The organism is Streptomyces sp. NPDC059861 (genome assembly GCF_042731435.1).
Taxonomy (GTDB): domain Bacteria; phylum Actinomycetota; class Actinomycetes; order Streptomycetales; family Streptomycetaceae; genus Streptomyces.
Map to the genome: position 1 here is coordinate 1 of NZ_JBHWJQ010000037.1, position 19961 is coordinate 19961.

Annotated in this window: 18 protein-coding genes; 7 read left to right on the forward strand and 11 right to left on the reverse strand. The window is 71.1% G+C overall.

Annotated elements, in window-relative coordinates; all coding sequences use genetic code 11:
* Positions 1–96 precede the first annotated feature (96 nt).
* Positions 97–1026: an SCO1860 family LAETG-anchored protein gene (locus tag ACFV6X_RS27590; protein WP_385387733.1), complete on the reverse strand. Its 930-nt coding sequence runs from the start codon at positions 1024–1026 to the stop codon at positions 97–99.
* A gap of 284 nt (positions 1027–1310) precedes the next feature.
* Here ACFV6X_RS27590 and ACFV6X_RS27595 point away from each other — a divergent pair, with 284 nt between their 5' ends.
* Positions 1311–2564 (forward strand): serine hydrolase domain-containing protein, encoded by a 1254-nt coding sequence (locus tag ACFV6X_RS27595; protein ID WP_385387735.1) that lies wholly within the window; start codon positions 1311–1313, stop codon positions 2562–2564.
* 39 nt (positions 2565–2603) lie between these two features.
* Here the strand turns inward: ACFV6X_RS27595 and ACFV6X_RS27600 are convergent, their stop codons facing one another.
* The 4 genes from ACFV6X_RS27600 to ACFV6X_RS27615 all read right to left on the reverse strand — a co-directional run bounded on the left by ACFV6X_RS27600 (position 2604) and on the right by ACFV6X_RS27615 (position 6236).
* Entirely contained in the window at positions 2604–3689 is a 1086-nt protein-coding gene (locus tag ACFV6X_RS27600; RefSeq protein WP_385387737.1) for an amidohydrolase family protein, read from the reverse strand.
* An 80-nt stretch (positions 3690–3769) separates the two neighbouring features.
* Positions 3770–4561, reverse strand: a complete 792-nt coding sequence (locus ACFV6X_RS27605; protein ID WP_385387739.1) for an amino acid ABC transporter ATP-binding protein — start codon at positions 4559–4561, stop codon at positions 3770–3772.
* Positions 4558–5394 carry an amino acid ABC transporter permease gene (locus ACFV6X_RS27610; RefSeq protein ID WP_385387741.1) on the reverse strand — a complete coding sequence of 279 codons (837 nt, stop codon included), beginning with the start codon at positions 5392–5394 and terminating at the stop codon, positions 4558–4560. Before ACFV6X_RS27610 ends, ACFV6X_RS27605 begins: the two co-directional genes overlap by 4 nt.
* Positions 5391–6236 (reverse strand): transporter substrate-binding domain-containing protein, encoded by an 846-nt coding sequence (locus tag ACFV6X_RS27615; RefSeq protein WP_385387743.1) that lies wholly within the window; start codon positions 6234–6236, stop codon positions 5391–5393. The genes ACFV6X_RS27610 and ACFV6X_RS27615 overlap by 4 nt, the downstream gene beginning before the upstream one ends.
* 176 nt (positions 6237–6412) lie before the next feature.
* On the opposite strand from ACFV6X_RS27615, the gene ACFV6X_RS27620 reads away from it, so the two are divergent.
* The 6 genes from ACFV6X_RS27620 to thpD all read left to right on the forward strand — a co-directional run bounded on the left by ACFV6X_RS27620 (position 6413) and on the right by thpD (position 11874).
* Entirely contained in the window at positions 6413–7513 is a 1101-nt protein-coding gene (locus ACFV6X_RS27620; protein ID WP_385387862.1) for a pyridoxal-phosphate-dependent aminotransferase family protein, read from the forward strand.
* A 162-nt stretch (positions 7514–7675) separates the two neighbouring features.
* Positions 7676–8212, forward strand: a complete 537-nt coding sequence (locus ACFV6X_RS27625; RefSeq protein ID WP_385387745.1) for a DinB family protein — start codon at positions 7676–7678, stop codon at positions 8210–8212.
* A gap of 328 nt (positions 8213–8540) precedes the next feature.
* A complete protein-coding gene (ectA, locus tag ACFV6X_RS27630) occupies positions 8541–9065 on the forward strand; it encodes a diaminobutyrate acetyltransferase (RefSeq protein ID WP_385387747.1) in 525 nt (174 codons plus the stop codon).
* A gap of 175 nt (positions 9066–9240) precedes the next feature.
* Positions 9241–10524, forward strand: coding sequence for a diaminobutyrate--2-oxoglutarate transaminase (gene ectB, locus ACFV6X_RS27635; RefSeq protein ID WP_385387749.1), 1284 nt, complete (start codon positions 9241–9243; stop codon positions 10522–10524).
* A 45-nt stretch (positions 10525–10569) separates the two neighbouring features.
* Positions 10570–10974 carry an ectoine synthase gene (locus ACFV6X_RS27640; RefSeq protein ID WP_385387751.1) on the forward strand — a complete coding sequence of 135 codons (405 nt, stop codon included), beginning with the start codon at positions 10570–10572 and terminating at the stop codon, positions 10972–10974.
* Between the two features lie 6 nt (positions 10975–10980).
* Entirely contained in the window at positions 10981–11874 is an 894-nt protein-coding gene (gene thpD / locus ACFV6X_RS27645) for an ectoine hydroxylase (protein WP_385387753.1), read from the forward strand.
* 75 nt (positions 11875–11949) lie between these two features.
* Here the strand turns inward: thpD and ACFV6X_RS27650 are convergent, their stop codons facing one another.
* The 6 genes from ACFV6X_RS27650 to ACFV6X_RS27675 all read right to left on the reverse strand — a co-directional run bounded on the left by ACFV6X_RS27650 (position 11950) and on the right by ACFV6X_RS27675 (position 19937).
* Positions 11950–13002 (reverse strand): aminotransferase class V-fold PLP-dependent enzyme, encoded by a 1053-nt coding sequence (locus ACFV6X_RS27650; protein ID WP_385387754.1) that lies wholly within the window; start codon positions 13000–13002, stop codon positions 11950–11952.
* Positions 13003–13097: 95 nt separating this feature from the next.
* On the reverse strand, positions 13098–13814 hold the full coding sequence (locus ACFV6X_RS27655; protein WP_385387863.1) for a DsbA family oxidoreductase: 717 nt from the start codon (positions 13812–13814) through the stop codon (positions 13098–13100).
* 108 nt (positions 13815–13922) lie between these two features.
* Complete coding sequence (locus tag ACFV6X_RS27660) at positions 13923–14531, reverse strand: DUF1349 domain-containing protein (RefSeq protein WP_385387756.1); 609 nt, start codon at positions 14529–14531, stop codon at positions 13923–13925.
* A gap of 30 nt (positions 14532–14561) precedes the next feature.
* A complete protein-coding gene (locus ACFV6X_RS27665) occupies positions 14562–15230 on the reverse strand; it encodes a non-ribosomal peptide synthetase (RefSeq protein ID WP_385387758.1) in 669 nt (222 codons plus the stop codon).
* 414 nt (positions 15231–15644) lie between these two features.
* Positions 15645–17279 carry a DNA/RNA non-specific endonuclease gene (locus ACFV6X_RS27670; RefSeq protein WP_385387760.1) on the reverse strand — a complete coding sequence of 545 codons (1635 nt, stop codon included), beginning with the start codon at positions 17277–17279 and terminating at the stop codon, positions 15645–15647.
* 444 nt (positions 17280–17723) lie between these two features.
* A complete protein-coding gene (locus ACFV6X_RS27675; protein ID WP_385387762.1) occupies positions 17724–19937 on the reverse strand; it encodes a trypsin-like serine protease in 2214 nt (737 codons plus the stop codon).
* Positions 19938–19961 lie beyond the last annotated feature (24 nt).

Genomic DNA, 19961 nt, shown 5'->3' on the forward strand with positions numbered 1-19961 from the left:
CCCGTCGGCCGGCGGCCGCCGGCCGGCGGCCGGCGGCCGGCGGCAGGGGCCAGGTCGGCGCCCGGGCGTCGACATGGACCCCTGGTCGCGGACGTCTCAGCCGCGGTTGCGGCGGGCCAGGGCGACCGCTCCCCCGCCGGCCACGAGCAGCGCGAAGGCGCCACCCGCGATGTACGGGGTCATCGAGTCGCCGCCGGTCTCCGCGAGGCCGGCCTCCGCGGCGCCGCCCTGGGGCTCGACCTCGGTGACGGGGTCGGTGCCCGTCTCGGCGCTCGGCGCGGGGGCCTCCTCCTCCGGCTCGGCGGGCGCCGGGGGCGTCTCGCAGGTCGCCTTGGCCAGGGTCACGGTGCCCTGCACATCGGCCACGTTGAGCTTCAGCGGGTTGACGGACACGTTCAGTTCGAGAGCGGTGGCGGCCGCCGTACGGGAGGTCGTCTCGCGCCGGGACAGGTCCAGGCGCACCTCGCCCACGTCCGGCACCGTCACGTTCGTCGTCCCACCGGCGGTGAGCGTCACCTTCTTGCCCAGCACGGTCACGCCGGCCACGTCGGACTCGGCGACCGGCGCCTCCCCCGCGGCGCAGGTCGCGGTCGACGTGACGGTCTCGACCTCGATGACCGACAGCAGCGGCAGACCGGGCACGTTCAGCCGGGCGTTGGCCAGCCGGGTGCTGCCCTCCGCCTTCCCATCGGCCACGGTGGCCTCGGCCTGCGCGACGTCCGCGCGCAGCACACTGAACGGCTTTCCGCCGTCGACACCGTCCAACTGGGCGGTGAGCGCGGTCTTCTCGGCGCTCTGCGGGGCCTGCACTTCGTTGAGGGTGACCGCGAGCGGGACGTTGACGGTCTTGTTGAGCAGGGAGACATCCAGTCCGGTGCGCAGGACGAGCGCGCTCGCGCGACCCTCCTCCGGGGTCGCGTGCGCGGAGCCCGCGCCGACCAGGACCGCGGGACCGGCGGCGAGGACGGCGGCGGCCGCGAGCGCGACCGGACGGCGGGCGGGCATACGGAAGTTGTTGCTGTTCACGGTGGTGGAACCCCCCAGAAGAGTGACGCTTGGGACTCCGCAAGGATTACGCACCGAGAGTGAACGGGCGGCGATCCTGCGTCACTTCACTCCATCGTGGGGTTTCTGTGAACGAGTTCGATTTCTCGGCACGGGTGTTCCCCACCCACGACCCCTGTCACCCGCTCCACCGCCCCGGCCGACCGCACGCGCTCCGACGGGCGACGCGCCACACGCGCTCCTATGCTGAGGTGGAAGCGGCCCAGGTTGCGGGCCCTCTCCCTCGGGGACCTGGGAGTCAGCCCATGACGCGCGCGTGCGGACGACTGCGCAGGGGTGCCGTGATCGCCGTGGCGGTGGGGACACTCGTGGTTCCGGTCTGCGGTGGGGCCGCCTTCGGGGCGGGCGCACCTGGGGCCGCTCCGGCCGGCGCCCGGCAGCCCGCGCCGTCCCCGTCGCCCTCGGACGGCTTCCGCACGCTCACCCCCGAGGTGAAGCGGCAGGTCGACGAGGCGGTGGAGAAGGTCATGCGCGACGCGAACGTGCCCGGCGTGACCGTCGGCATGTGGACCCCCGGCAAGGGCAGTCACGTGCGGTCGTTCGGCATCGCCGACAAGGAGACCGGCCGGCCGATGACGCCGGACCTGTACACGCGGATCGGCAGCGAGACCAAGACGTTCACCGTGACGGCGCTGCTGAAGCTGGTCGACGAGGGCAGGATCGGCCTCGACGACACCATCGGCGAGTACGTCGACGGCGTGCCCAACGGGAACAGGATCACCCTGCGCGAGCTCGCCGGGATGCGCAGCGGGCTCTACAACTACACCGAGGATCCGGACTTCTTCGAAGCGCTGACGTCCGACCCGCAGCGGCCCTTCACCCCGCGGGAACTGCTCGACTACGCCTTCAGACATCCGGTGCTGTTCCAGCCGGGCGAGAAGTTCTTCTACTGCAACACCAACCTGATCCTGCTCGGCCTGGTCGTGGAACAGGTCGGCGGCCGGCCGCTCCAGGACTACATCCGGGAGAACGTCACGGAGCCGGCAGGCATGGACAGCACGCTGCTGGCGACGGACGCCGCGTTCCCCGAGCCGCACGCCCAGGGGTACACGAACCAGACCGCGGACGGGAAGGTCGCCGACAGCACCGACTGGAACCCCTCCTGGGGGTGGGCGGCCGGCGCGATGATCTCCACGCTGGAGGATCTGCGCGTCTGGGCGCCGACCGTCGCCACCGGGGTGCTGCCCGACGGGAAGACCCTGATCAGCCCCGCCACGCAGAAGCAGCGGCTCGACACGCCGCCCACCACCATCCCGGGCGCCGGGTACGGGCTCGGCATCTTCGACGTCCAGGGCTGGATCGGGCACAACGGCTCGCTGCCGGGTTACGAGTCCCTGACCATCTATCTGCCGTCGGCCCGGGCCACCCTCGTCGTGGTGCTGAACACGGACATCGGCCGGAACGACACGGAGCCCAGCACACTCCTCGGCGACGCGATCACGAAGATCGTCAGCCCGCAGCACGTCTTCGACCTGCCCGCGCAGCCCTCGGGCCGCTGACCGTTCGCGGGCTCGGGGTGCCAAGGACGCCGGCCCGTCCTAGCCGACGACCCGCCCGTCGAGCACCACCCGCCGCGGGGCCGCCAGCGCCCGTACGTCCTCCCGCGGGTCCGTCCCGTACACCACCAGGTCTGCCGGTGCCCCCTCGTCGAGACCGGGGCGGCCGAGCCACTCCCTGGCCGCCCATGTCGTCGCCGACAGGGCCCGGAGCGGCGGGATCCCGGCGGTAACCAGTTCCTCCACCTCGGCGGCCGCCAGACCGTGCGCCAGCGTGCCGCCCGCGTCCGTGCCGACGTAGACCGGGATGCCGGCGTCGTAGGCGTCGCGGACGGTGTCGTAGCGGCGTTCGTGCAGCCGGCGCATATGGGCCGACCAGGCCGGGAACCTGGACTCGCCGCCGTCGGCCAGCCGGGGGAAGGTGGCGATGTTGACGAGCGTCGGGACGATCGCGACGCGGCGCTCGGCGAACAGGGGGATCAGGTCGCCGGTGAGGCCGGTGGCGTGCTCGATGCAGTCGATGCCGGCCTCGACCAGATCCTGAAGGGAGTCCTCGGCGAAGCAGTGGGCGGTCACGCGGGCGCCCAGGCGGTGGGCCTCGGCGATGGCGGCCTCGACCGCGTCCCTGGGCCAGCAGGCCGACAGGTCGCCGAGGTCGCGGTCGATCCAGTCGCCGACCAGCTTGACCCAGCCGTCGCCCCGGCGGGCCTCCTGGGCGACGTAGGCGACCAGGTCGTCCGGCTCGATCTCGTGGGCGTAGTTGCGGATGTAGCGGCGGGTGCGGGCGATGTGGCGCCCGGCACGGATGATCTTCGGCAGGTCCTCGCGGTCGTCGATCCAGCGGGTGTCCGAGGGCGAGCCCGCGTCACGGACGAGGAGGGTACCGGCGTCGCGGTCGGTGAGCGCCTGCTTCTCGGCGACGTCCCGCGGCACGGCGCCGTGCGCGTCGAGGCCGACGTGGCAGTGGGCGTCGACCAGGCCGGGGAGCGTCCAGCCGTCGAGGGTGCGCACGTCGCGGACGCCGGCCGGGCGGTCGTACGAGATCCGCCCGTCGATCACCCACAACTCGTCGCGGACGTCCTCAGGACCGACGAGGATGCGGCCCCTCACGTGCAGCACTTCGCTCATGTACCGCACCCTAACGCCCGGCTGCATGCCGGTTTTCGGGCGCGGGTCGTTCGTGGTCGACCGCTCATCCCCGGCGCCCCTCAGGGGGCCTTGTTCTTCTCGTTCGCCTCGTTCTCCTCCACCTCCGCCATCGCCGGGTCGAGGAGCCGGGACAGGAAATGGCGGGTCCGTTCGTGCCGGGGCCGGGTGATGACCTGCTCGGGGCTGCCGTCCTCCACGACCACTCCCCCGTCCATGAAGATCACCCGGTCCGCCACCTCGCGGGCGAAGGTCATCTCGTGGGTGACCACCATCATCGTCATGCCCTCGTTCGCCAGCATGCGCATGACCGCCAGGACGTCGCCCACCAACTCCGGGTCCAGCGCCGACGTCGGCTCGTCGAAGAGCATCACCTCCGGGCCCATCGCCAAGGCCCGGGCGATCGCCACCCGCTGCTGCTGGCCGCCCGACAACGACGACGGGTACGCCGTCGCCTTCTCCGACAGGCCGACGCGCTCCAGGTTCTCCGCGGCCACCTTCACGGCCTGGGCCTTGTCCCGACGCAGCACCCGGCGCTGCGGCAGGGTGAGGTTCTCGGTGACCGTGAGGTGCGGGAAGAGGTTGAACTGCTGGAAGACCATGCCGATCCGGCGGCGTACGGCGTCGATGTCGACGTCCGGGTCGGTGAGCTCGGTGCCGCCCACGAAGACCTGGCCCTTGGACGGTTCCTCCAGCAGGTTCACGCAGCGCAGCAGCGTCGACTTGCCGGAGCCGGAGGGGCCGATGACACAGACGACCTCGCCCTGGCCGATCTCCAGGTCGATGCCGCGCAGGACGTGGTTGTCGCCGAAGGACTTGTGCAGGTCCCGGATCTCGATCTCGGGTCGGCTCATTTCACGGCCTCCTGGGCCTTCGACTCCATACGGCGTACGACGAAACCGAGCGGGATCGTGATCAGCAGGTAGCACAGGCCGGCGACCAGGATCGGCGTCGAGTTGGCGGTCTGGCTGGCCAGGTCGCGGCCGAACTTGGACAGCTCCCGCTCCTCCAGCGTGACACCGAGGAACAGCACCAGCGAGGAGTCCTTGAAGAGGAGCACCAGTTCGTTGGTGAGCGGCGGGAGGATGATCCGGAAGGCCTGCGGAAGGATGATCGAGACCATCGCGCGGGCCGGCGAGAAGCCCAGCGAACGGGCCGCTTCCATCTGCCCCTTGGGCACCGCCTGGATTCCCGCGCGGAACGTCTCGGCCATGTACGCCGCCGCCACCAGGCCGAGCGCGAGGGCGACCTTGCCGTAGGTGCCGCCGGGGATCTCGACGCCGGGGAAGGCGAGCGGGACGGCCACGCCGATGAAGATGAAGATCAGCAGGGCGGGCAGGCCGCGGAAGATCTCGATGTAGACGCCGGCGACCCAGCGGTAGGGGCCCACGGACGACAGCCGCATCAGCGCGAGGACCATGCCGAGCACCAGGCCGACGGCGAAGCCGGAGACGGTGTAGAGCACGGTGTTCTTCAGCGCCAGCGTGATGACGTCCGGGAACATCTGCCGGGCGATGTCGCCCTGCGCGAACTGGTTGGCCAGCCGTCCCCAGTCGGCGCCGACCGCCAGGGCGATCAGGGCGCCGACGAAGAGGACGTACTGCGCGCCCCGGGACAGCCCGCGCTTCTGGCGGCGTGAGAGCCCCTTCTTGCGGGGCTGGACCTCGGCCTTGGTGGCGTCGGTCATGAGGCGGTCGGCGACGGGGAGGCGGCGGACTCCTCGTACGGGCCGATCCACTGCTCGTACAGCTTCTTGTACGTGCCGTCGGCCTTGGCGTCGGCGAGCGCCTTGTCGATGGCGGCGAGCAGCTTGGTGTTGCCCTTCTTCACCGTGATGCCGTACTGCTCACCGGTGTTGACCTGCTCGGCGACCTGGAAGGCGGACGCGTTGGCCTTGTCCTTGAGCCAGCCCTGGACGACCGGGTAGTCGATGACGACGGCCTCGACCTGGCCGGTGCGCAGGCCGTTGATGACGGCGTCGGAGGACTCGAAGGAGACCGGGTCGAGGCCCTGGCTCTTGGCGTAGTCCTCGCCGGTGGTCTGCGCCTGGGCGCCGACCTTCTTGCCCTTGAGGCCGGCGAAGGACTTGATGCCGCTCTTCTTGTCGACCAGCACGGCCTGGGTGGCCTCGAAGTACGGGTCGGAGAAGTCGACGTTCTTCTTGCGCTCCTCGGTGATCGTCATGCCGGCGGCGGCCAGGTCGCACTCGCCGGAGTTGAGGAACGCGCCGGTCTTGAAGTTCTCGAACGGCGTGTCGAGGATCTGCTGCTGCACGCCGAGGTCCTTGGCGACCAGGTCGACGAGGGAGACGTCGAAGCCCTGCACCTTGCCGTCGATCTCCGACTGGAAGGGCGGGTACGGCAGGTGGGTGCAGGTCGTGAGCTGACCGGCCTTGACGAGTTCGACCCCGCCGGCGGTCTTCGTGCCGCCGCCGTCGCCGTCCGACGAGCAGCCGGCGACCAGCACCAGCCCGGCCGTCGCGGTGGTGGCGGCCAGAATGCGGGCCCGGCGCCCGAGGACCGTGTTCACGGGGAACCTCCTGTGAGGGAACTGAATGTTCTGATTATAAGGAGAGCTTTGGGGTGCTCAAAACAAACCGATGGTCACGCGGCGGTGCCACCTGAGAACTCACCGGTGATCAGGGGCCCGACGGCCGGGCGGTTAGGCTCGACCACGTTGATCCCGTGACCGAAGAGAGCACCGCCGTGACCCATCCCTTCCTGGACCTCGCCCCGCTGAGCGCCGCGCACTTCGCCTCCATCGAGGACCGGGTGGCCAGGCTGCTGGACACCCGGCAGGACGTCGTGATCATGCAGGGCGAGGCGCTGCTGCCGCTGGAGGGCGCGATCCGGGCGACCGCGGGGCCAGGGACGGTGGCGCTGAACGTGATCACCGGCCCGTACGGGCAGACCTTCGGCGACTGGCTGCGGGACTGCGGGGCGACGGTGCACGACCTCGCGGTGCCGTTCCACACGGCGGTCACGGCGCAGGCGATCGGGGAGGCCTTCGCCGAGCACCCGGAGATCGACTTCGTTTCGTTGGTGCACGCGGAGGCGGCGACCGGGAACACCAACCCGGTCGCGGAGATCGGTGCGGTGGTGCGCGAGCAGGGTGCCCTGTTCTACCTGGACGCCGTCGCCTCCGTGGGTGCCGAGCCGGTGCTGCCGGACGCGTGGGGTGTGGACCTGTGCGTGATCGGGGCGCAGAAGGCGATGGGCGGGCCCGCCGGGGTGTCGGCGGTGTCGGTGAGCGAGCGGGCGTGGGCCCGCATGGCGGCGAACCCGCGGGCGCCTCGGCGGTCCTACCTGTCGCTGCTGGACTGGAAGGAGCGCTGGGTCGACGCCGGCCGCAAGGCTCTGCTGCACGCGCCCGCACAGCTGGAGATGCTGGCGCTGGAGGCGTGTGTCGAGCGCATCGAGACGGAGGGGCTGGAGACGGTGATGGCCCGCCACGCCTCCGCCGCGGCGGCGACGCGGGCCGGGGCCTCGGCCCTGGGCGGCGGCCTTGAGCCGTACGTCCACAAGTCCTCGGAGGCTGCGCCGGTGGCGACGACCTTGCGCACCCCGCCAGGCGTCGTGGCCTCGGAACTGGTCGCCCGCGCCCTCGCCTCCGACCCGACCCTCCCGTTGGCGGCGGGCGGCGGCGCCCTGGCCAAGGAGATGATCCGCGTCAACCACTACGGCCCCGACGCGACCCCGCGCGCGGTCCAGGCAAGCCTGGCGGCCCTGGGCGCGGCCCTCACGGACGAGGGCCACCCCACTGACCTGGACTCCTGCCGCCGCGCGGCCCAGGAGGCCTGGCGGTAGGAAGATCCACGGCCGGGAGCCCGGCGCCAAGGCGCTTCGCCCTCGGCCACCCCAGGTCGTCCGCCGGTTCCCCTGGGCATGGCGGCGGTCGGCGGGCATGCCGTCACATGCGATGGCCGCCGGGGCCGCCCCGCTGTCGGTGCCCCCTGGCATGCTCGGCGCATGACTGCTGACACCCCCGCCACTCCCCTGACCCTTCCCGACGGTCGGCCCGTACCCGCCATGACCGGTGACGAGCGGGCCATGCTGGAGGGGTGGCTCGACTATCACCGGGCCACGCTGGAGCTGAAGTGCCGCGGGCTTGACGACGCCCAGCTGCGGCTCGCCGCGGCCCCGCCCTCCTCGCTCACCCTGCTCGGCCTCGTGCAGCACCTCGCCGAGGTCGAGCGGAACTGGTTCCAGCGGGTGCTCGCCGGTCTCGACGTGCCGCCGGTGCACGAGGACGAGACGGGGTACCCCCTGCGCCCGGAGCGCGGTCTCGACGAGGCGCTCACCGTCTGGCACCGGGAGATCGCGCGCGGCCGGGAGATCTCCGCCGGCCGGCCGCTGGACGACACCGGGCGGCTGGTGGACGGTCCGCTGGACGGCATGGACGTGTCCCTGCGCTGGGTGCTCATCCACCTCATAGAGGAGTACGCCCGGCACAACGGTCACGCCGACATCCTCCGCGAGCGTATCGACGGGGTGACCGGAACTTGAATTCACAGCAATATGCGCGCATTCTCCGGCCATCATTCCGTATTTCAATCCAGCGCAGCTTCCCGTATTCTTCTGCCCGCTTTCCTCGACCTTAAACGCAAAGATTTCGCGAACGCCAAGCGGTCCGATTCGGGCAGATCTCGTGAGGGTCACATGGTTGTGACGCGTTACACATCACGGCCGTTTCGTCCCGTATAACCCGCACAAACTCGGGCGTATCGCCGCCTCTCGCGTGAACACCCGCGCCCGCGCGATAACACAAGGCGCGGCCTTTCGTAACCCGCAGCGGCCATGCATTTTCAATTCGCGATGGGTAAATTGAATTCGCATGACTGCCGCACAAGCAGACCTGCACATAGACCGCCCGGCGGTGGCCGACGGCGCCGATTTCTGGCGGCTCGCCAAGGAATCCGGAACGCTCGACCTGAACTCCGCCTACAGCTATCTGCTGTGGTGCCGCGACTTCGCCGGCACCTCGGCCGTGGCGCGCACGGCCGACGGCGAGGCCGTCGGGTTCATCACCGGCTTCCTGCGGCCGGACCGCCCGGGCACCCTGCTCGTCTGGCAGGTGGCAGTCGACTCCGCACAACGCGGCCGCGGGCTCGCGGCACGCATGCTCGACGCACTGACCGCCCGCGTCGCCGCCGAACACGGACTGAACACCGTGGAGACCACGATCACGCCGGGCAACACCGCCTCCGAGCGGCTGTTCACCTCGTACGCCGCGCGCCACGACGCCCGCGTCGAGCGCGAGGTGCTCTTCGGCACGGACCAGTTCCCGGACGGCCCGCACGACCCCGAGGTCCTCTACCGCATCGGCCCGCTGACCCACCTGCCACGGGCATCGGACTGATCCGCACCCCCAGGCACCCGGGCAGGACCACAGGCCCCAGCTCGCACACAGGCCCCAACATCGCACTCGGGCCCCAACCCTCACGCGGGCCGCGCGTCCCCACGCCCACCGAGCTCCCCACCTTGCTCTCGCCACGACCCCCGCACTCACCTGTCGCACAGAGGAGCGAATTACCGTGACCATCACCCAGCCCGACCTCAGCGTCTTCGAAACCCTGGAGTCCGAGGTGCGCAGCTACTGCCGCGGCTGGCCCACCGTCTTCGACCGTGCGCGCGGCAGCCGGATGTACGACGAGGACGGCCACGAGTACCTCGACTTCTTCGCCGGCGCCGGCTCCCTCAACTACGGGCACAACAACCCCGTGCTGAAACGGGCCCTGCTCGACTACCTGGAGCGGGACGGCGTCACCCACGGTCTCGACATGTCGACCACCGCCAAGCGCGGCTTCCTCCAGACCTTCCAGGACCTGGTCCTGCGGCCCCGGGACCTGCCGTACAAGGTCATGTTCCCGGGCCCGACGGGCACCAACGCCGTGGAGTCCGCGCTGAAGCTGGCGCGGAAGGTGAAGGGACGCGAGGCGATCGTGTCGTTCACCAACGCCTTCCACGGCATGTCCCTCGGCTCCCTCGCCGTGACCGGCAACGCCTTCAAGCGGGCCGGTGCCGGCATCCCACTGGTGCACGGCACGCCGATGCCGTTCGACAACTACTTCGACGGCCAGGTCCCGGACTTCCTGTGGTTCGAGCGCCTGCTGGAGGACCAGGGTTCCGGGCTCAACAAGCCCGCCGCCGTGATCGTCGAGACGGTGCAGGGCGAGGGCGGCATCAACGTGGCCCGTCCCGAGTGGCTGCGCGCGCTCGCCGACCTGTGCGAGCGCCAGGACATGCTGCTGATCGTCGACGACATCCAGATGGGCTGCGGCCGTACCGGCGCCTTCTTCTCCTTCGAGGAGGCCGGGGTCGTCCCCGACATCGTGACGGTTTCGAAGTCCATCAGCGGGTACGGGCTCCCCATGTCGCTGTGCCTGTTCAAGCCCGAGCTGGACGTCTGGGAGCCGGGCGAGCACAACGGCACCTTCCGCGGCAACAACCCGGCGTTCGTCACCGCGACCGCCGCGCTGGAGACGTACTGGACCGACGGCTCGGCGATGGAGAAGCAGACCCGTGCGCGGGGCGAGCAGGTCGAACAGGCCATGATCGCCATCACCGAGGAGAACCTCGCCGACGTCAAGGAGTACAGGGGCCGCGGTCTGGTCTGGGGCATGGAGTTCCACGACAAGGAGCGGGCCGGGCGGATCGCCAAGCGCGCCTTCGAACTGGGGCTGCTCATCGAGACGTCCGGCCCCGAGAGCGAGGTCGTCAAGCTGCTGCCCGCGCTGACCATCACGCCCGAGGAGCTCGACGAGGGCCTGCGGGTCCTCGCCCGCGCGGTCCGGGAGACCTCCCCGGCCGCCGTCTGAGGCCCCTCACCACCATCCCGTTCAACTAGGAGGCATCGCACCACCGTGATCGTCCGTTCGTTCAAGGAACTCGAAGGCACCGACCGGCACGTGAAATCGGCGTCCGGCACCTGGGAGAGCAAGCGCATCGTCCTCGCCGAGGAGAAGGTCGGCTTCTCCCTGCACGAGACGGTCCTGTACGCCGGCACCGAGACGTCGATGTGGTACGCCAACCACGTCGAGGCCGTGGTGTGCGTCGCGGGCGAGGCCGAGCTGACCGACCACGAGACCTCCCGGACGTACACCATCACGCCCGGGACCATGTACCTCCTCGACGGGCACGAGCGGCACACGCTGCGCGTCAAGGAGGACTTCCGCTGCATCTGCGTGTTCAACCCGCCCGTGACCGGGCGGGAGGACCACGACGAGAACGGCGTCTACCCCCTGCTCACCGAACCCGAGGAGGTGTGACCGGACATGACCACCACCACCGTCACCGATCTCTATCCCAGCCGCGGCACCACCGAGGTGTCCACCCCCCGCAAGGACCCCGTCGTCTGGGGCACGCCCGGTACGCCCGGACCGATCGGCGTCCCCGATCTCCAGGCGTACGAGCGTGACGGCTTCCTCACCGTCGAGGAGATCATCACCGAGGACGAGGTCGCCGTCTACCGGCAGGAGCTGGACCGGCTGGTCAACGACCCGGCGATCCGCGCCGACGAGCGGTCGATCGTCGAGCCGCAGTCCAAGGAGATCCGGTCCGTCTTCGAAGTGCACCGGATCAGCGAGGTGTTCGCCGCCCTGGTGCGCGACGAGCGGGTCGTCGGACGGGCGCGGCAGATCCTCGGCTCGGACGTGTACGTCCACCAGTCGCGGATCAACGTCAAGCCCGGTTTCGGGGCGAGCGGCTTCTACTGGCACTCGGACTTCGAGACCTGGCACGCCGAGGACGGTCTGGCGAACATGCGCACGGTGTCGGTCTCGATCGCGCTGACCGAGAACTACGACACCAACGGCGGGCTCATGATCATGCCGGGGTCGCACAAGACGTTCCTCGGGTGCGCGGGGGCCACGCCGAAGGACAACTACAAGAAGTCGCTGCAGATGCAGGACGCGGGCACGCCCTCGGACGAGGCGCTGACCGCGATGGCCTCGGAGTACGGCATCAAGCTGTTCACCGGCAAGGCCGGTTCGGCGACCTGGTTCGACTGCAACTGCATGCACGGGTCGGGTGACAACATCACGCCGTTCCCGCGCAGCAACGTCTTCATCGTGTTCAACAGCATGGAGAACGCGGCCGTGGAGCCGTTCGCCGCGCCGGTGCGCCGCCCGTCGTTCATCGGGGCGACGGACTTCACCCCGGTGAAGTGAGCCACCGGACCTGAGCCGCACGACCGGAGCCCGGCCCCCTCGTGAAGGGGGTCCGGGCTCCGGTCGTGCGGTGGGTCAGCCGGCCAGCACGTCGAGGATCCGGTCCACGTCGGCGGCCGTGTTGTACAGGTGGAACGAGGCCCGCAGATTGCCCGCCCGGCCGGAGACCTGCACGTCCGCGCGCGCCAGTTCCTCCGCGCGGTGCGCGAGCCCCGGCACGGAGACGATCGCGGAGCCCGGCGCGGGGACGGCCTCGTGGCCGAGTGCGCCCAGTCCCGCGCGGAAGCGGTCGGCGAGGGCGAGGTCATGGGCGTGCACGGCGTCCACGCCGAGTTCCTCGATCAGTTCGAGGGAGCGGCGCAGTCCGGCGTAGGTGAACAGGGCCGGGGTGAGGTCGAAGCGCCGCGCGGAGTGGGCGAGTTCGGTGACCGGGCCGTAGCAGCTGTCCATCGGGACCTCCCCGGCGACCCAGCCCGCCAGCACCGGCGTCAGCCCGGCGAAGTCCTCCGGTACGACGAGGAAGGCCGCCCCGTGCGGGCCGAGCAGCCACTTGTAGCAGGTCACGCCGGTGAAGTCGTACGCGCTCGCGTCCATGGGCAGCCAGCCGGCGGCCTGGGAGAAGTCGATGTACGTCCGGGCCCCGTGCGCACGAGCCGCCTCACGCAGCGCGGGGAGGTCGGCGACGCGCCCGTCGGCGGACTGCGCGGCGCTGACGGCGACCAGCGCGGTACCCGGGCGGACGGACTCGGCGATCCGCTCCAGCGGCACGGCCCGCACCTTGAGGTCGCCGCGCACATGGAACGGGTTGAGGACGGAGGTGAAGTCGTCCTCGGCGGTGAGGACTTCGGCGCCCGCGGGCAGCGAGGCGGCGATCACGCCGGTGTGCGCCGCGACCGAGGCGCCGGCCGCCACCCGGCCGACCGGGACGCCGGCCAGCCGGGCGAAGGCGGCGCGGGCGGCTTCCACGTCGTCGAACAGCGGGTCCAGTGAACGGCCCTCGACCCGCAGCCGCACCGCCTCGTGCACGGCGGTCACGGTGCGGGCCGGCAGCAGCCCGTTGCTCGCGGTGTTGAGGTAGGTGTTCTGCGGGGCGAACTCGGCGCGGACCAGGCTCTCGAAGGTCTCCATGGATCCACTGTGCGGCCGGAGGAACTCCCCGTCCATCGCGTATTTCTACGGGGATTCCCTAAGGGGCTCTTATGGACCCGGTCTGACCTGGGCCTTCACTGGCGAGGCGGCACCGCGCACCCGTCGGGGCCGCACGCGTCCGCCGCGCCGTCCTCGATCAGCGTCAGCGGCGGCCGCTCGCCCCAGGCCTGGCTCAGCGCCCGCTCGAACACCTCGGTGGGCTGGGCGCCGGACACCCCGTACTTCCGGTCGAGCACGAAGAACGGCACCCCGTTGGCCCCGAGCCGGGCGGCCTCCCGCTCGTCGGCGCGCACCTCGTCGGCGTAGGCCTGCGGGTCGGAGAGCACCTTGCGCACCTCGGCCTCGTCGAGCCCGGCGCCGACGGCGATCTCGACGAGCCGCTCGTCGTCGTTGAAGACGGACCGCTCCTCGGCGAAGTTCGCCCGGTACAGCCGCTGGACCAGCTCGTCCTGGCGGCCGTGCTCCTTGGCGAGGTGGAGCAGCCGGTGCATGTCGAAGGTGTTGCCGTGGTCACGGTCGCGCGTCCGGTAGTCCAGCCCCTCGGCGGCGGCCTGAGCGCCCAGGTTGTCCTCACCGGCCTGCGCCTGCGCCGGGCTCATGCCGTACTTCTTCGCCAGCATCGTCAGCACGGGCTGCACGTCGTCCTTGGCCCGGCCGGGGTCCAGCTCGAAGGAACGGTGCACCACCTCGACCCCGTCGCGGTGCGGGAAGGCCGCGAGCGCCTTCTCGAAGCGGGCCTTGCCCACGTAGCACCAGGGGCAGGCGATGTCGCTCCAGATCTCGACACGCAGGGTCACGGCACTCTCCAGGTCGTACGGGCGGCGGAGGCCTTCTCCACCGAGTACGTGAACGTTCAAGAGTTTCCGTTCGTTCCCGGGCTCCGGGGCCGACCCTCGTACTCAGCTTCCGTCGCGCAGTTCCCGTGGCCAGACCGGCCGGAACTCGATGTGGTCGTACGTCACCACGCACCCCGCCCCCATCGGCGACTGGGTCATGAACCCGACCAGCGCGGCGCCCGTCTCCTTCTCCTCGCCCAGCGTGAACAGCCTCACGAAGGTCCAGCGCTCGCCGTCCCGGGAGGCGTGGAAGGCGAAGGCGCGGCCGGTGCGGCTGACTCGCAGCCAGACGGAACTCCCTTCCACGGTGAAGGAGTTGGCGTCGTCGGAGTGCCCGCGGGTGACCACCGTGCAGATGGTCGGCACGTCCGGGGAGTACTCCAGGCAGAGCTTGGCCCACGCCCGCTCGCCGACGTGCACGTAGAGCACCCCGGCGTCGAAGGCGGCGTTGAAACCGACCGTCACACGGGCGATCAGCTGGAAGTCGCCTTCGGGCGCCCCGAGCAGCCGGGGCGCGTCGGAGGCGGGCTCCAGCGCCTCCCCTGTGGGCGGCACGAACCGGTCCTGCCGCGCCCCGGCCCACCCGGTGAGCACGCCGTCCTCGTAGGCCCAGTTGCCGTCGGGCCCGTAGCTACGGAGGGAGAAGGGCACTTCGGGAAGCTCTATGTCCATGGCCAGATCTTCTCAGAGCACGGGGATCCCCTACTGGACCAGCGCGATGTGGGGGTGGGACGGGTCGGCCGGGCAGGCGTGGAGCTGGAGGTTGTTGCCGCCGGCGATGTCGATCAGGGTGAAGTTGCTGTCGTGCGCGCCCAGGCGACGCGGAGCCGGGCTCGTCCGTTCCTCCTCGGGGATCCAGGTCACACTGCCGGAGTCCCATTCCCAGGAGGCGATGGTGAGGAGCGGGACCTCTCCAGTGCCGCATTCGGGGCAGGGGCGGTCGACGGGGTCGGTGACCATCCAGTGGGTCCAGCCGCCGGTCTTCCAGCCGGGGGCGTGGCAGAGGTTGGTCAAGTAGAGCTCCTGCGGGTCGTCCGCGTACGAGCTGTACAGCGCGGGGTCGACCGTCTCCCAGCGGCTCACGTCCTCCAGCTGATCGCTCAGCTCCTCGTCCAGCTCCAAGGGGTCGGGGAATTCGGTGACCTGCTCCGGTGAGAGCAGGCACGGCTCCGGGAGGTAGTCGCCGAGCTGGATGATCGGCGGCTCGGGCGGAGCGCCGAGGATGTCGGTGACCGTGGCGGAGGAGCGCCAGAAGAGTGCCGTACGGGGGTGCGGGTGTTCCGCGTGGTCGAAGGGACACCACAGGACTTGGAGGAGGTCCGCGTCGGGAGGGCAGGGGAAGGGGACGTCGCGGGCGTACAGCTGGGCCACGGGCAGGAGGGGGATCGGGCCGTCGAACCACGGGCGGCCCGCCCTGATCCGCCTTTCGGTCTCCAGTTCCTCGGGGGTCCACTCGGGCGCCCGAGGGTCGCGGCGCAGCCGCTCGGTCGCCTCCGCGGGGTGGGGGGGGCGGAGCCGGTGGTGGTCGGGTGCGCCCCCCCCGGGCGCCGCGCGCGGGGGGTGGGGTCGTCCCCGGGGGGCCCCGGGCGCGGGGGGGGCCCCCCCCCGCGCCCCCCCCACGGAACTGTCGTGCGCGGTCGGCGACCCCGGCCGCGGGTGCAGCCGGGTCGCCGTGCGCGCCAGCGGGGCCAGTTGAGGGAAGAGCGCGGTCACGTCGACCGGTCGCGGCGGGGTGGTGAAACTCATTCGGGCTCCCGTTGGCGCGCACTGGTGGAGAACGGTCGATCAGTTGCCGAGGTTGAACTGCAGGGTGTTCGCCCTGGTGTTCGGGATGTAGACGTTGGGGAAGAGCTCCTCGGTGGTTCCGTTCACCCGTTCGATATTAGCGTTCATCGTGACGCCCACCGGGATGGTGCTGTTCGCGTCCTTGTAGACGGGTGTCACCTGGTAGAAGATCGCGTCGTTCGCTCCGAGACCGGACGTGGTGCCCTTGATCAGATTCTCCGCCATGCTCTCGTAGGTCCGCATGCTGGGCGTGCCCGTGTTCATCCCCACCTGCCAGCACGGGACGAGGTTGAACTTGGTGACCGCGGACGTCCCCTTTCCACCGAGGACCCTTGCGATGAGATGGCACCGGGCCAGCGAGTCGGTGAATCCGCTCGCCGTCTTGAACGCCTCCGCGTCCTTCCAGCCGGTGATGACCTTCTGAGTTCCGGTCCCCTCTTTGACCGACTTCCCGAGGCAGGCCTGCGCCTGGGTAGGCCGCAGTCCGGGGCCGTCCGCCGGGGCGGTCTGGTTGATGAGGGGAACCGGCTCGGTGGTGTTCTTGAACCAGCCGTCGCCGTTGGGAAGCGAGCCGGCCGGTGGGCGGTCGTTCAGGCAGCCGGCCTGCGGGCCGGTGTCCGGTGTCGAGATCGTCAGCTCGAACTGGTCGGCGTCGATCACCCGCTGGTCCTTGAAGCCGTCGGCGAGCTGCGCGTCGGCGAACTGCTTCTCGGCAGGCGTGACATGGGACCGCACGCAGGGAGCGGCGGGATCCAGGTCACGGCTGTCGTTGAAGATGTACGTGTCCCATTCGCCGTTGCCGAGGTTGGGGATCACCTCGACGCACCGGTCGCCGGCGGCACCGCCCTCCTTCGCCTCCCCGAAGGGGAAGTCGGCGCAGGTGTCGGTGTCGACGAGCTCCGTCTGGGCCGTGAAGCCCCCGCAGGTGGCGGCGGTGCGGTCGGCCACGCCGCTCGTCGACCGGGTCAGCGGGCTGCCCTTCTTCCCCCAGGCGCCGTTGAGGTTCTTCTGGGCCCAGCCGTAGGCGGCCACGGCGCCGCCCGCGTCCGCGCCTGTGGCCTTCATCGGCACGACGGCCATGACGGAGGGGACGGCACAGCCCGCCACCGAAGTGCCGCCGACCGCGTCGTCGCATCTGATCTGACGCGCGTTCTTCCACGACGCGTTCGGGTCGGTCGCCGTCGCGCCCGGGGACGTCACGTACATCGCGTAGGACGTGAAGAAGGAGGCGGAGGAGCCCGTCGTCCGGGGCGAGGAGTAGGTGACGGTTCCGGTCAGGGTCTGGCCGAGGGTGATTCCGCCGCCGTACCAGGGAGCGGTCTTGGTGGCCGTGCAGCCGGCGTCGCAGGAGGCGCGGAACTTGACGTTGAGCGCGGCGACTTGGCCGGTGGCGCCGGTCATGGTGACGGAGACCTGCTCGCTCCAGGTCGTGGCCGTCGCCGAGAGGTCACCGCCGGTGGAGACCTCCAGGACGCCGCGGCCCACCTCAAGGCCGTTGGTGTCGCGGAGGATGTAGGTGACGTCGATGCCGGTCACGCAGTACGAGAAGCGCTCGTAGCTGTAGCTGCCGGGGTTGGTGATGTCGCAGCTGCCGGCGTCGGCGGCCGCGACCGCGGCGCGGGTCTGCTGTTGCATCGCTGTGCTCTTGGCCGGGGCAGGGCTCACGCTCACACATGCCTCGGCGGCGCCTGCCCGGCGTTCCTTCGAGCGTGCCCGCGTGGGCTCACAGTGCTCCCCGGAGTCCGCCGGGAAAGCGCCGGCCGTGGTGAGGGCCGCGGTCGCCGGCAGATCCGCCGAATCGATACTTCCCGCTTGTCGCGGCTTCGCTTCCGCCTCCTGCTGCGCATAGCTCACGCCGGATGTGGTGAGCCCCATGGTCACCACGGTCAGCAGGGTCAGTACGGCCGATCTGGCACGTATTCGTCCAGGCCGTTCAGGTCGTCTCGCACGCGTGATCGTCATACCTCTCCTCTTGGCAGGGGGGGACTGGCCGACTGCGGATGTTTCAGGGAAACTTGACCAGCCATGACGGCGGCACCACCCCGACGTGAAGCGCCGGGGTGGTGCCGCCGGAGTTGGTCAGCGCGCCGCGTAGCCGAAGCGGTCGCCGACTGCCGGGAGGCCGCCCGCGCCGGGCTGGTAGGTCGTGACCGGGGCGACGGCGCCGCCGGCGGTCACGTTGGACAGGGGCAGGGCGTACAAGGTGCCGTAGGTGCTCGGTCCCAGCGGCAGGCCGACGTACAGCTTGGTGCCGGTGTAGCGGATGCTCGAACCCAGCTGCTGGTCGGCGCCGGGCGCGGTGGGGATGCCGTCGCCGTCGCCCGCCTCCAGCCACCGGTCGTTGGCGCCCGGGGCGCCCAGCAGGGAGAAGGTGTGCACCGCGCCCGCCTTGGCCGCCGTGCCGATGGCCTCGCCGGGGGCGCCCACGGCCAGCTTCATCGTGGCCGTGGTGCTCAGGGCCCGCGGGGCGGTGTTGACCGCGGTCAGCGTGGTGCCCATGCGGTCCCCGGCCTCCGAGGTACCGGTCACGTCGTCCTCGCCGTTGCCCTGGGAGATGCCGTAGAGCTGGGTGACGGCGCCCGCGGCGGTGATGCGGAAGGTCAGGGCGGTGCCGGCGTCGGCCTTGGCGACGCCGTCGACGTCGAGGTCCTCACCGGGGGCGCCGACCGCGAGGATCGAGTCGGTGGCGCTGGTCGCGCCGGAGGGGCGGTACGGGGCCAGGGCCAGGGAGGAGCCGAACTGGTCGCCCGCCTCGGCGCCGCCGGAGACGGTGTCGAGGTCCTGGTCGAGCCCGAACTTCGGGGTGGGCAGGCCCGCGGAGGTCAGGGTGTGGCTGAACACCGCCAGGTTGCCGGCGCCGGCGTCCTCGCCGATGGCCTCACCGGGAGCGCCGACGGCGAAGAAGTTGGCGTCGGCCGCGACCGATCCGCCGAAGCCGTCGTTCGCCTCCGCGGCGCCGGGCACGTCGGTGCTGTCCTGGTGGACGACGATGTTGGTGGTGCCGTGGATGTAGAAGGCGGCGCCGGCCTTCGCCAGGCCGCTGACGGCCTCGCCAGGTGCGGTGCTGACCACGAACGGCTTGCCGGCGGCGGTGACGCCGGCCGCGACGGAGTCGCCGAACCGGTCGCCGGCCTGGGCGACGGCGGTGGCCAGGGAGCCGGCGCCGGAGCCCTCCTCGAAGTGGGTGTTCTTGAGCGCGCCGGTGCCCAGGCCGCCCGGGGCGCCGTGCAGGATGTCGAGCATGCCGGCGTCGGCCGTGCTGCCGATGTCCTCGGCCGGGGTGCCCACGACCAGGTCGGTGCAGCCGTCCTCGTTCCAGTCGACGGTGTCCAGGGACTCGCCGAACCAGTCGCTGGCCTCGGCGGCGCCGGGAACCCAGTCGAGGTTCTGATTGATCTCGGCGGTGCCCTTGCCGCCGCCGTAGACGATCCGCACCAGGCCCGCGGCGCCGACCCCGGCGACGGTCGCCCGCGGGTCGGAGATCGCGATGTCCTCGACGCCGTCGCAGTTGAAGTCGGTGACGCGGACCGCGCCGGTGGTGGAGCTCACCCAGGAGGCGAGGTCGTCCACGCGCGTGACGACACCGCCCGTGCGGGTCTCGGTGGTGTCGATGCCGTAGCAGCCGCCCTGGTACGACCGGCTGGCGAGCGCGGCCAGTTGGGCCGTGCCGCCGCTGCCCCGGAGCAGCGGGCCGCCCGTGTCGCCCATGCACGCGGCCGTGCCGCCGGTGCCGGTGACCGAGGCGGTCGTGGTGGCGGGGGCGTCCACGGTGAAGGTGCCGGTGTGCAGGCTCAGCGGTGCCCACTCGGTCGCGGTGCGGCCGTAGCCGGCGAGGCTGAGGGTCTCGCCGGCGGTGGGCGCCGTGGTGGCCAGCGAGATCGGGGACACGTTCGTGACGGGACGGTCGAGGCGGGCCAGTACCGCGTCGCGGTCGGTGCGCGGGACCAGTTCGACGATGTTGCGGGCGGCGCCGGCGGTGCCGGTGAGGTCGGAGCGGCCGATGACGGCGGTGGTCTTCGTGGCCGGCTTGCCGGCGGGCACGGACAGGCTCGCGGCGGGGTCGTCGGCGAAGCAGCTGGCCGCGGTGAGCAGCCACTCGCGGTCGACCAGGACACCCGAGCAGCCGCGGTCGTGGTCGCCGACGGTGATCTGCGCGGTGTAGGCGTAGGTGGTGTCGGCGGCGGCGACCGCGGGGCCGGTGACGGCGGCGGCGGAACCGGCGGCGAGCGCGGCGGAGCCGAAGGTCAGGGTGGCGGCCAGTGCGACGACGCGCACGGGTCTGGCGTAGGTCATGAAGTCGTTTCCCTGGTGGGTGGT

Excerpts from the sequence above, each read along its gene's own strand:
- ACFV6X_RS27595 (WP_385387735.1), top strand. The coding sequence starts at position 1,311 with ATGACGCGCGCGTGCGGACGACTGCGCAGGGGTGCCGTGATCGCCGTG.
- ACFV6X_RS27600 (WP_385387737.1), bottom strand. The coding sequence starts at position 3,689 with ATGAGCGAAGTGCTGCACGTGAGGGGCCGCATCCTCGTCGGTCCTGAG.
- ACFV6X_RS27605 (WP_385387739.1), bottom strand. The coding sequence starts at position 4,561 with ATGAGCCGACCCGAGATCGAGATCCGGGACCTGCACAAGTCCTTCGGC.
- ACFV6X_RS27610 (WP_385387741.1), bottom strand. The coding sequence starts at position 5,394 with ATGACCGACGCCACCAAGGCCGAGGTCCAGCCCCGCAAGAAGGGGCTC.
- ACFV6X_RS27625 (WP_385387745.1), top strand. The coding sequence starts at position 7,676 with ATGACTGCTGACACCCCCGCCACTCCCCTGACCCTTCCCGACGGTCGG.
- ectA (WP_385387747.1), top strand. The coding sequence starts at position 8,541 with ATGACTGCCGCACAAGCAGACCTGCACATAGACCGCCCGGCGGTGGCC.
- thpD (WP_385387753.1), top strand. The coding sequence starts at position 10,981 with ATGACCACCACCACCGTCACCGATCTCTATCCCAGCCGCGGCACCACC.
- ACFV6X_RS27650 (WP_385387754.1), bottom strand. The coding sequence starts at position 13,002 with ATGGAGACCTTCGAGAGCCTGGTCCGCGCCGAGTTCGCCCCGCAGAAC.
- ACFV6X_RS27660 (WP_385387756.1), bottom strand. The coding sequence starts at position 14,531 with ATGGACATAGAGCTTCCCGAAGTGCCCTTCTCCCTCCGTAGCTACGGG.
- ACFV6X_RS27670 (WP_385387760.1), bottom strand. The coding sequence starts at position 17,279 with ATGCAACAGCAGACCCGCGCCGCGGTCGCGGCCGCCGACGCCGGCAGC.
- ACFV6X_RS27675 (WP_385387762.1), bottom strand. The coding sequence starts at position 19,937 with ATGACCTACGCCAGACCCGTGCGCGTCGTCGCACTGGCCGCCACCCTG.